The 11,493-nt window shown below is 62.4% G+C and carries 9 protein-coding genes; 3 read left to right on the forward strand and 6 right to left on the reverse strand.

Annotated elements, in window-relative coordinates; all coding sequences use genetic code 11:
- Positions 1-117: 117 nt before the first annotated feature.
- Complete coding sequence (locus KA184_12555; protein MBP8130402.1) at positions 118-1,362, forward strand: hypothetical protein; 1,245 nt, start codon at positions 118-120, stop codon at positions 1,360-1,362.
- Positions 1,363-1,477: 115 nt separating this feature from the next.
- On the opposite strand, the gene KA184_12560 is transcribed toward KA184_12555, so the two are convergent.
- The 4 genes from KA184_12560 to KA184_12575 all read right to left on the reverse strand — a co-directional run bounded on the left by KA184_12560 (position 1,478) and on the right by KA184_12575 (position 4,572).
- Positions 1,478-2,170: a hypothetical protein gene (locus tag KA184_12560; protein ID MBP8130403.1), complete on the reverse strand. Its 693-nt coding sequence runs from the start codon at positions 2,168-2,170 to the stop codon at positions 1,478-1,480.
- A gap of 30 nt (positions 2,171-2,200) precedes the next feature.
- Entirely contained in the window at positions 2,201-2,878 is a 678-nt protein-coding gene (locus KA184_12565) for a sigma-70 family RNA polymerase sigma factor (protein ID MBP8130404.1), read from the reverse strand.
- A 117-nt stretch (positions 2,879-2,995) separates the two neighbouring features.
- A complete protein-coding gene (locus tag KA184_12570; GenBank protein ID MBP8130405.1) occupies positions 2,996-4,048 on the reverse strand; it encodes a type IV pilus twitching motility protein PilT in 1,053 nt (350 codons plus the stop codon).
- A gap of 83 nt (positions 4,049-4,131) precedes the next feature.
- Positions 4,132-4,572: a hypothetical protein gene (locus KA184_12575; protein MBP8130406.1), complete on the reverse strand. Its 441-nt coding sequence runs from the start codon at positions 4,570-4,572 to the stop codon at positions 4,132-4,134.
- Positions 4,573-4,744: 172 nt separating this feature from the next.
- Here KA184_12575 and KA184_12580 point away from each other — a divergent pair, with 172 nt between their 5' ends.
- Both KA184_12580 and ispG read left to right on the forward strand, forming a co-directional pair.
- On the forward strand, positions 4,745-6,163 hold the full coding sequence (locus KA184_12580) for a hypothetical protein (protein ID MBP8130407.1): 1,419 nt from the start codon (positions 4,745-4,747) through the stop codon (positions 6,161-6,163).
- A 174-nt stretch (positions 6,164-6,337) separates the two neighbouring features.
- Positions 6,338-7,570, forward strand: coding sequence for a flavodoxin-dependent (E)-4-hydroxy-3-methylbut-2-enyl-diphosphate synthase (gene ispG, locus KA184_12585; protein MBP8130408.1), 1,233 nt, complete (start codon positions 6,338-6,340; stop codon positions 7,568-7,570).
- 91 nt (positions 7,571-7,661) lie between these two features.
- Here ispG and KA184_12590 read toward each other — a convergent pair whose 3' ends face one another.
- Positions 7,662-9,614 (reverse strand): sulfatase, encoded by a 1,953-nt coding sequence (locus tag KA184_12590; protein ID MBP8130409.1) that lies wholly within the window; start codon positions 9,612-9,614, stop codon positions 7,662-7,664.
- A 35-nt stretch (positions 9,615-9,649) separates the two neighbouring features.
- Positions 9,650-11,335 carry a DUF4091 domain-containing protein gene (locus tag KA184_12595; protein MBP8130410.1) on the reverse strand — a complete coding sequence of 562 codons (1,686 nt, stop codon included), beginning with the start codon at positions 11,333-11,335 and terminating at the stop codon, positions 9,650-9,652.
- Positions 11,336-11,493 lie beyond the last annotated feature (158 nt).

Genomic DNA, 11,493 nt, shown 5'->3' on the forward strand with positions numbered 1-11,493 from the left:
GCAAGCCGTTTCCCAGGAGAGCGCGGGTATTGTATTTGGCACGGTACCCGGCGGGCGTGATACGATACGCATGACGCATTTGGGACCCGGAAACTGGGGAAGGTCTGGAGACGATCTATGAACAAGTGGTCCGTTGTTGGTTTTATCTTTGGCTTGGTATGCATCGGTGTGGTTGGATACATTCTCCTGGATGTGAGCCGCGAAGACGGCCGGATGAAGGTCACCGAGCAGCCCGTGGCAGGCGCGCGCCCGGCGCTATCGCCTCAGACTACGAACGCCGCGCAGCAAACGCCGCAGCCGCCGGACCGGAACGTGCAGCGTCCTGTCCCGGCGCTGCAGACAGCGCAACAGAGGCCGCCCGCGGCCACGGACGCGGCGCCGCAACATACCCCCGCCAGGCTGTTCCTGACGCGCGAAGTGCAAACAGGGCGTTATCAGCCGGGCGGCACGGTGGACGTGAAACTCTCTTTTCTGAAAGAGGGCAGCGAACCCGTTACGGCCATGGGCATGGAAGAGACCTTGCCGGAAGGCTGGACCTTCGAAGGATTCGCCAGCCAGGAGGGCGCGCTGCCCGATATCAAGCGCGTGGTCGGCAACAAGGTCGAGTTTGCCTGGTTCAATATTCCGCAATATCCCGCCACGTTCTCGTACCGTCTGCGCGCGCCACAGGACGCGTCAGGCGCCCAGGACATTGCCGGCGAGGCGCTCTACCGCACGAGCGGCAATGAACAACGGACGGGTCTTATCGTGACCCCGCTCGAAATGGGGGAGGCCGCCGCGGCAAGCGCGGCAGCCCCCGTGACCGAAGCGCAACCTGCCGCAATGCCGGAAACGGCGTTGACGCCGTCTCCCGCGGCGGCTACGCCTGGAACGCCCGCGGAGTCCTCCGCCCAGGAAGCGCCCGGGGAAGCGGCATCACCGGAATCCGCCGTACCAGAAGCGGCCAAGGCCGAAGAGGCAGCGGCCGCGCCCGTAACCAGCGGAATTACCATCGTTCAAGGCGCGGCCAATTCGTCTTTCAAGCCAGGCGAAACCGTGCAGGTTGATGTCGAGCTGGGTTACAGCGGGGCGGAGGCGGTGACGGCGGTCGGTTTGCAGACCGTGCTGCCGGATGGCTGGACGTTTGAGGCCGTTACAGGCGGGAACGCGCCGACGGTCGCGCCGCAACAGGGCCGGGCAGGCGTCCTCGAGTTTGCCTGGATTGAAGTGCCCCAGTGGCCCGCGAAATTCTCGTACACGGTCCGCGTACCGGAGAGCGAGAGTGCCTCGCGCGAAATCGCGACCACGGCCCTTTACCACACGAGCGGGGACTTGGTCACGACCGAACAAGCCAGACTACCGCTATCCATGGCGGCTCAGTGAACCTCTCGTCCCAGTCTCGAGCTACTGGGTGAAGGATCTTCCCGCATTCTTTTGGTCTCTTGAATAGTGCTTCACATAGGCCAACTGACCGTTTTCTCCGTCAGGCGCATGCCGGTCACGGGGACGCGGGCGCGGTCTTCCACCCAGGCAGCGTTTGCACCAGATACAGCGTGCGCAACGCGGCTTCCCGAGCTTCCAGGGCTTGGTCCAAGGCTTGCTGCGCCCGAAGGGAACCGGGGTTTCGCCGCAGAGCGTCGCGCGCGATGGCCGCGTCTTCGGCAGCCGCACCGGCTATGCGTCGCAGCCGTTGTTCGGCGGGATGTTGACGGGCTTCGGGGACTGCCGTCAGCGCATCAGACAAGCGCCGGATGTTCAGGTCTCGCGCGCGGCGTTCGGGGCCTGTTACGCGGCGGACGGGTGTCGAATCTTCCTGTGCGGCCGGCGCCCGCGCAGCGGGGGCAGCATCGGGAGGGGCCAGCACATATTGAAACCAAAACAGGCCCGGCGCCAGCGCAAAGCCGGTCAGGGCTATAGCCGCCGCTGCCCGGGCTGCGCCGGGAATGCGCCAGTGCATGCCGGGCCGTTTCTTGCTCTGGACTGCGAGCAGGATTTGGGCCGTGAGGTCCTTGGAAGGCTCGAGCTCCTGCGCTGATGCCGTGAAGTCGAGCGATTCCCGAATCTCGCGCACCTCGGCGGAGCAACGCTTGCACGCGGTTACATGCGCGGCAAGAGCGGAGGAGACGGGGGCACCCTGGTCCACAAGGCTTTCCGCATAGGCGAGCAGATCTTCGCGCGAAGGATGGCGCATGGAATCATTCCGTGCTGCTCGGCAGCGCGCTCAGCAGACGTACTCCCGGAAACGCTCCAGGTAGGGGCGCAAGGCGCGTTCCGCGCGCACAATCCGCGACTTTACGGTGCCTACGGGGACGTCCGTGACGGCGGCGATTTCCTGGTAGGACAGGTCCTGGAACCGGCGTAGCACGAACGCTTCGCGCTGGTGCTCCGGCAGATGCTTGAGCGCGGCGTTGACGGCCTCGGAAACCTCGCCCCGCTGAAACGCAACCAGGATATTCGCCCGGTCGTCGCCCACGGCTTCGATGGGGTCCGTATCGGGTTCCGGCTTGTCCCAGCTCCAGAAATTGCCGAAACTGAACAGCTTGGGGCGGCGCTTCTGGCGTGCCCATTCCTTCGAGACGATATTTGAGGCGATGGTGTACAGGTAGGTCGTGAACTTGGCGGTCGGCTGGTAGCGGCCCGCGTTCTTGATCAGGGCCATGAATACTTCCTGCGTTAATTCTTCCGCAATATGGCGGTTCTGCACCATCCGGAACATGTAATTGAGCACGTTCTTCTGGTGGCGGCGCAGCAATTCCCCGAAGGCGGGCTCCATCCCCTCCGCGTGGGCGAGCATGAGCGCCTCGTCCGCCCATTCCGTCATGGGCGGCGTTTCCCCAGTGAATAGCCGCAAGAGCGGGGCTTTCTCGGCCTGCGGCATCACATCCCGCTGTTCTATCATCTCAGGGATTCCCCTCCGCGCCCATGCCTTCCACGGGCTACGGTATCTATACCGGATTCCGCCGGAAAGTTCCAACCTTCTCTATAGTGACGCACACCCCGCCTGAAATGGGGACGCTCAGGCGCCGCTGTTATTCAATTCCTTGGGATTCTTCATGTGGGCGACAGCCTCTTCGCGCGTTATAAGTCCTTTATTATAAAGGGCTTTCACGCTTCGATCGAGCGTCGTCATGCCGTCGCGCTGGCTGGTCTCGACCACGCTGTGCACTTGGTGCGTCTTGCCTTCCCGGATGAGGTTCGCGATGGCGGTGTTGTTCAGGAGCAGTTCGTAGGCCAGTATGCGGCCCTGTCCGTCGGCCTTGGGGAGCAGTCGCTGCGAGAGAATGGCCAGCAGCGTCATCGAAAGCTGGAAACGGATTTGCTGCTGCTGATTGCCCGGAAACACGTCGATGATACGGTCCACGGTCTGAATGGCATCGTTGGTGTGCAGGGTCGCCAGCACCAGATGCCCAGTCTCCGCCGCGGTTAGCGCGGCCTGTATGGTTTCAAGGTCGCGCATTTCACCGACCAGAATGACGTCGGGATCCTGGCGGAGCACGTACTTGAGCGCGGCGGCGAAACTGCGCGTATCGCCGCCGACCTCGCGCTGGTCCACGATGCTCTGATTATGCGTATGGACATATTCGATGGGGTCTTCCACGGTGATGATGTGGCAGGCCCGTTCCTTGTTAATCTTGTTGATGATGGCCGCCTGCGTAGTAGTCTTGCCATGGCCCGTAGGCCCGGTAACGAGCACCAGCCCCTGCCGCGCATGCGCGAGTTCATGCACGGCGCGCGGCAAGCCGAGTTCGTCAAGCGTGGGGATTACCTCCGGGATGGGGCGCAACGCGGCCGTCACGGCGGATTTCTGCCGGTAAACGTTGACGCGGAACCGGTGTCGGCGTCCCACGGCCAGGGAGAAATCGATCTCCTTATTCTGCTCAAAATACGTGATTTGTTCATCCGAGAGAAAACTGTAGATGAGCGCCTGCGTGCTTTCCGGCGTGAGGGCCTCCGTGCGCGTGCGAAACAACTGCCCGTTGATGCGCAGAATCGGCGGCGCGCCCGCGCTGATGAGCAAATCGGACGCCTTCTCGCGCGCAACGAGTTCAAATAGGTCATTAATGTCCATTCCGGCGGATTTTTTCGTGGGCATGCGCGGATCTCCCGGAAGCGATCATAGCTCAGGGCTGCGGAACATGCAAAGAGCGGGATTCAGGCTTCCTTCGCTTCGATTTGGCGCGCGCGCTCATGGAAACTTGCCATGACGCGCGGCATGTTGTAGGAAACGAGACGGCTGATAATCATCTGCGGCACAAACAGCTTGGGCTCGATGTCCAGCGAATACGTGACCTCGACCTTGTGTTTGCCCAGCTTCTTCAATTGCCAGGAGCCGTCCATTTTGCTGAACAGGTCGCCGCGAACCAGGGTCCAATACACGCGCTTCATCGGCTCGTGGCACAAGTCCAGCGTGTAATTGAATTCGCGGATCAGCCGCACGAAAAACTTGACGCGCGCGCCGTCCTCGCGCCCTTTGATTAACTGAGTCCGGACAACTTCACTGGAGAACTCGGGATAGGACTTGTAGTCGATAATAACCTGGTAGAATGCTTCCTGGCTGACTTCAAACTTCTCGGTGCGCGTGGCGCTGGGCATGGGCGGCTCCCTCTCGCATTTGTGGGGGCATTGTGGCACAGATTCCCTTGCCGGACAAGCCTTCTGCGAACGGCTGGCGGGGTGAGGATTTCTGTGGCGCCTTGTGGTTACCGGAAAAAATGGTCTATAAGAAGACTGTTTTGGGTGGTCCTGAGAATTGCGGGGTGGAAACATGAACCGACGGGTATTCCTGGGTCTGACTTCTGCCGCGGCCCTTGGGCTCCTGCACACGCCGCCCGGTGTCGCCGCCAGAGGGCCGGAAGTCCGCATCTTTGGGTGCGGGCCCGCGTCGCGCTACATGCCGCGTGTCCGGGCCTGTTTCGTGCGGCGTCAAGGCGAATATGGCATGCGCTGGCCCGGCGCCGTGTATGATGGCGAGTCCGCGCGCCGGTCCTATGCGCGGCAGGCCGCCGGCGTGGCTCGGGATTTGCGCTGTCAAATCGATTTGCGCGAAACGCCCCTCTACACGCCCGAAGAGGTGGACGCCTGGCTCACGGAGAGCGCGCAGGCGCGTGCTGACGGTCTGCTCGTCGTCCTGCTGGACCGGCAGGAACACGCATGGCCCGCGGCGCGCAAAGCGGTCGAGAGCGGCATTCCCGCAGTCGTTTTTTCGCCCGTGGGCTCGTCCTTTACAACGAACACGGCGCCGCTCGCCGAATTGCCCGGAGGCTGCATCTGCGCGACGGACGATTTCGAGCAAGTGCGCTATGGCGTCCGCATGCTGTGCGCGCGTGCGAAACTGCGTGAGACGCGCTGCGCCGTGATCAAGGGCGCGGAGCGCAAGGACGTCGAGACTCCGCTCCTGGGGACGAAGCTGCGCTACGTGCCCGCGGCGGATTTCCTCGCCGAGTACGAGAGCACGCCCGCGGATGACGCGCTCGAGGCGATGGCCGGGACCTACATGCGTCATGCGCGCCATGTGGCCGGCGCCACGCGCCAGGACGTCGTCAATGGGCTCAGGAGCTACCTGGTGGCGGGACGTATCCTGGAGCGGGAAGACGCCGATGCGATCAGCATGGACTGTCTGGGCGCGTTGGGCAAGACAGATGTCAGTCTGCCGTGTATCGCCTGGTCACGCATGAATGACGACGGCATCCCCGCCGCGTGCGAAGCCGATGTGGGCGCGATCCTCACGCATTGCATCGTTCAGTATCTCTTTGACCGGCCTGGGTTCCAGCAGGACCCTGTCGCGGAAACGGCGCGGGACGCTATCATCGGCGCGCACTGTTCCTGCCCTACCCGGCTGAACGGTTTTGACCAGCCGCCAGAGCCGTACGACATCGGCCATCACCACGGCATGCGCGACGCCGTGCCCAAGACTCACTGGCGCGAAGGACAGCGCGTGACGTGCGCGGACGTCGAATTGGATGGCGACACGCCCGCGCGCATGCTTATCTCGGCGGGAACAGTGCTCGAAAACGTCGCCGTCCCGCCTGCCGGCGGCTGTGTCGTTTCCGTCATGGTGAAGTTCGACGGCGACACGGAGGCGTTGTCGTTTCCGGGTTTTCACCAGGTCTTCTTCTACGGCGACTTCGTCCGCGAACTCCGGCAATTCTGTCAATTGGCCGGGTTGCCGGCTGTTGTGGTCTGATCGGGCGGTTCACAGGTGCAGGCGGTCTTGCCAAGCTCGATGATGGTCGGTATAGTGAAGGCCGCCGCGAGTGGTTCGTTCTGAGCGGCCCAATCGGCGTTGCGGTTCGCGAAATCCACGGTTTTGGGCCGATTTCAGTACAGTCTCCGTGCAAAACAGGAGTGCATATACCTCATGCCGTTGGCGCAGCGCAGGGAAACGGTCCCCGTCATGGTGGGCGAAGTGCAGGTGGGTGGGGGCGCGCCTATTGTTGTGCAGTCGATGACCAACACGGACACGGAAGACGCCGCCGGCACGGCGCTGCAGATTGTTGCGCTGGCCGAGGCGGGTTCCGAACTGGTTCGGATCACGGTGAATACTCCGAGGGCCGCCGAAATGGTCCCCGAAATCCGGGACCGTGTGCGAGAGGCAGGCTGCAAAGCGCCGATCATCGGCGATTTTCACTACAACGGGCATCGTTTGCTCACGAAGTATCCTCAATGCGCTACGGCCCTCGACAAATACCGCATCAATCCCGGCAATGTGGGCAAGGGCAAGGCTCGCGACGAACAATTCGCCACGATTTGCCGCGTGGCGCGCGACAACGGCAAGCCCGTGCGCATCGGCGTCAATATGGGTTCGCTGAACGAGGAACTCGTGATGTCGCGGATGCGCGAAAACACGGAGCGCGGTTTCGGCAAGTCCTCTGAGGAGGTCATGAACGATTGCATGATCGTTTCCGCGCTCGCGTCGACGGAACTCGCGCTGGCCTGCGGACTGAGCAGGAACCAGATTATCATCTCGTGCAAGACGAGCGTGCCCGTATACCTCATTGACCTGTATCGGGAGCTGGCCGGAAAAACGGGCCAACCGCTGCACCTTGGACTGACCGAGGCGGGCATGGGGATGAAGGGCCAGGTCTGGTCCGCGACAGCGATGGGCATATTGCTGGCGGAAGGCATTGGCGACACGATCCGTGTTTCGTTGACACCCCGGCCCGGCGGCGACCGCCGTGAAGAAGTTCATGCGGCGCAGGAAATTCTCCAGTCGCTGGGGTTTCGCCAATTCGCGCCGAGCATTACGGCCTGCCCCGGCTGTGGCCGCACGACGAGCACGACTTTCCAGGAACTTGCGGAAGAGACGCTCGCCTATGTGCGCGAACGCATGCCGGAATGGCGGCGACACTACGAAGGCGTCGAGACGCTCAAGGTTGCGGTGATGGGTTGCATCGTGAACGGGCCGGGCGAATCCAAGGCGGCGAATATCGGCATCAGCCTGCCGGGCAACGGGGAGGCCCCGGCCTGTCCGGTCTTTGTTGATGGGCGGAGACACGCCACGTTCACGGGGAGTAAAGAGGAGTTGGCGGCGCAGTTCCGCGGACTGCTCGAAGACTATGTGACGACGCGCTACGCGCTTCGAAGGGAATGAGAAATAGGGAACAGGGAATGGGTATGAGAGTTCACCCCGTCCGTCTCGTCCGTCCGATCCTCGGCACGCGCCGCTTCGCGCGGCAGGGCCGTCAATTCGAATCGACGTATCCCAGAGCGTCGAGTTGCTCAATGTTCACGCTGATTTCTTCCTGCGTGGATGTTTCCCAGTCGAAAAGCCGGTCGAACTCGGCTTGCGCGGCCTCGCTGGCCGAAACGAGGACGATGCTCTTCAGTGCGGTCCAGTGCGTGGAGGCGCCTGTATCCAGGACGGCATTGAACCGCTGGTTTTCAATCGTGACCTGCCCCAGGTCCACATACACGTAACGGCCCTTCGGGTCGTCCACGGCAGGGCAGGTCAAGACGCGGGGCTCAGCATCGCCGGGCAGCGAAAGGGATACGGAGGAAGCCGGGTGGCCGCCGTAGTCCGCGGCGGAAAGCATTTCGAGCAACACGCGATAGACGCCGTTTTCCATCGGAGCGCGCACTTGTGCGGGCGGCACATCCTCGGAGAAGGGCGCGGCAACAAGCTGTTTCTGCCATAGGAGCCATTTGCCATCGTCCAGTCCGAAATTGAGTGGATGCTGGCCGGGCGCGTTGCGCACGGTGACCGCGTCCCGGTGCGCCTGGGACGCGAAAATGCGGTCAATGAGCAGGAAAGACGCCATGTGCGGCAGGCGCTCGTATTCGTGCCAGCGCGGCGCCATCTGCGAGACGAGTATCCGGCGCATCTCCGCGGCAAGTTCGGGATATTCCCTCAGCACGTCTTTTCGCGTAACGGGATGGTCCGGCACTAGAAAAAGCGCCTCGGTCTCGTTCCGTATATGGTATTCGTACCGGAACTTCTCGCTCCGCATGCTGACAAGCGCGTGCATTCCCGCGGCTTTGGTATACACGTACAAGTGGGGCGCGGGTACGTCCTCGCCCCGCATGACCGGCAACAGACTCTCGCCGTCCATGATTGCGTCAGTCTCGATTCCCAGCAATTCGATCAGCGTAGGAACGATGTCGATGTTTTCCGTGTGCTGGGTGATGCGCGCGCCCGGCGGGACACCCGGACCGGACATGACAAGGGGCACGTGCGCAATCTCGTCGAAGGTGAGTCCGCCCACATGCCCGACCGTTTTCCCGTCTTCACCGAGCGTTTCCCCGTGGTCGGCGCCGATGATGATGAGGGTGTTCTCGCGGAGATTGCGCGCCTCGAGCGCGTCGAGCAGCACGCCGATTTGCGCGTCGGCGTAGAGGATTGAACCGTCGTACAGAGCGCGCAAATAGGCAATGTCCGCCGCATTGAACGGTTCACCATCCTTGCGGCGCGCATTGTATGTGTTGCTTTGTTCCATGACGCTTGTGTCATAGGCCGGATCAACCCAACGATCGTAGGGCGGTGTCACAAAATGCGGGAAATGGGTGTCCCACGCATGCAGATAGAGAAAGAACGGTTTGTCGCGCGGTTGATCCAGGTACTGGATCACTGCCGTGTTGATTTCCTCGAAGGAGACGAGCGGCGGTTTCTTGGGCCGTATCGGGAAGAAGTGGTCGAAGGCTCGAGGAAGCCGGTCGCTGTTCGAGAACCAGACGGCCGCTTGCGTGAACATGGCAGTCGTGTATCCGTTGGCCCGGAGTATTTCCGGGAATAGCCGTTCGCGCGGATGCGGCAGCCTGACATGGGTATATTCCTCGACGGAGCCGTATTCGCCGATGCATGGCGACGGGAAGTATCGTCCGGTCATGTAGGTCGGCACGGAAATGATGGTTACGGCGCCTTGGGTGAACTGCTGCTCGAAGACAGCGCCGCTGCCGGCAAGCGCGTCAATGTGTGGTGAGGTCTCCCGTTCGTAGCCGTAACACGTCATGTCGGGCCGGCACGCATCGAGCAGAATCCAGATGATGTTCGGGCGCGAGGATGCAGGCGTGGGACCGGCGGCGTTTTCTCCGGCCCAGGAAGAAGAGAATGCCGCGGCGCAACACAAGGACAGCGCCAACGCCGCATGCCGGATTCCGGTAGGGCAACAGCTTCGCGGTTCAAGGGGGATAAAAGACATTCATGTCTTCCTCTGGGCCGTGCAGCCGGTCGGTTCTACTGAAACTTCGCCAGAGTGTCCAGCAATTCCCGGCGCGCGGCGCGGAACTGCGCCACATCTGTCTGGTACTGGTCAAAAGCGATGATAAACCGGCCGGCGAGCGCCTGCGCCGCCGGGGCGTCTTTTTCCGCAAACATGGACAACAATTCGTGGTCGACGATGCCGTCGCGCATAGCCTCAAAACGAATAGAATCGAGCGGGCCGTCTGCGCCGGGATACACGATCCAGGGATCGCCGGCGGGCAGATAGGGCGGCCCGCCGTGCGGGCGCGTCGTGTGCGTGAACGGGCTGTCCGCGGTCCAGTGGTTGTATCCCCAATGCAGATAGCCCGTAATGCCGTAGCGAAAATTGATCCAGTGCAGCAGGCGCGTTTTGATCAGCGGCTGTTCGATGAAGCGGTTGGCATATTCGCCCTGTGGAAACACGCACGTGTAGAACCAGACCTCTTCGCCGGCAGCCTGGCGCGTCTGGTAATGCTCGAGATCGTCGTGCAGGTAGTTCAACTGCGGCACCCACACGTCCATCGCGTCGACCAAGTCCTTCGTATGGCACGCTTCGATAATGCGCAATTCCGGCGCGTACTTGCGGACCAGCGCTGCCATCTGACGGTAGCTCTCGATGTTCGAGACAATGGGTTCGTCAGCCAGATGTTGACGATAGATTTCCAGCCAGCCCTTTTCCTTGAGATGCGCCACCAGCGCGGGGAAGAACTTCGAAAGGAAAACGTCCGCCTCTGGCGTGTCCGGCGCTATGGAGCGCGCAGAGACCTCGCCATCTTTCACTTCCTGAATGCCGACCACAAAATGGGATTCCCAGCCGCTCTCGCGGCCGCCGATGTGACCGCCTTCGATCAGCCCAATGACGCCCGCGTCCTTGAAGACCTGGACCCAGCGGTCGAAACGCGCGAAATCAATGGCCAGGTCGCCGTCGGCATCGACGGAGTACGCTGCGAGGCCCAGGGGCGGGATCAGCGCGACATTCTGCCGGTGGTCTGCCATGTTCCGCGCGTAACGGGCCAGCAGCGCGTAGAACTCGTCTGAATCGGGTTCCGGTTGCAGGTTCATGTGCAGCGCGTGAGGCGAAAACCACTGGGTGACCCACAAGCGCGTCCTGGCGACCGTCACGGGGTAGACCTGCACCTCAAGCGGCTGAGAGGTCAAGTGCGTCTTCCCGGCGATGGCGCCGCCGATGGCCGCCACGCCGCGATACAAGCCGGGGGCTGCGTCCAGGGGTACAGGAATCGTGACCCACACCGGCTGCGCTTGGCCGGGGCCCGCGTCTACCGATTCCGCTTCCAGCAGGGGGTCCGGGAAGTCCGCGGGCGGCACGCGCAACTGGTCCTTGCACGGCGTCTGCATGGGCCGGTCCACGGGCACGTAGCCCACGAATCGCGGGGCGCGCGGCTGTAACGCGCCCGCGCCGCTTTCATGCATGAACGGTGCTATTTCAACGCGCAACCCCGCAATGGCTTCAGAGGCGCGCACGACGAATTGGAGGCTGGCATGCTCGCCTCGCGCGACGTCGGCGCGCGCCGCGGCGGGCGCCTCCGGCACGGCGTCACGGAAGACCTTGGTCAGCGGGTCTGCGGGCCAGACCTGCATGGCCGTATCCGCCGCGGCGAACGCGGCGCAAGCCAGCACACAGAACGGTACCATTATCGAGATGGCCTGCCTACGTTTCATGACAGTCTCCCACATGCGTTGCGATGCGTATCTGTTTGAATGTATAAGGTGGGTTTGAGTCAGGGAAGCCTCCCTGGGGATAGAATGGTCTTGGAGAAAACAGCATTCGCTCCACAACAAGAGGAGGCCTCCAATGAAAAGGTACCACTACGTGGGTC

The sequence above is a fragment of the Candidatus Hydrogenedentota bacterium genome (assembly GCA_018005585.1).
GTDB lineage: Bacteria > Hydrogenedentota > Hydrogenedentia > Hydrogenedentales > JAGMZX01 > JAGMZX01.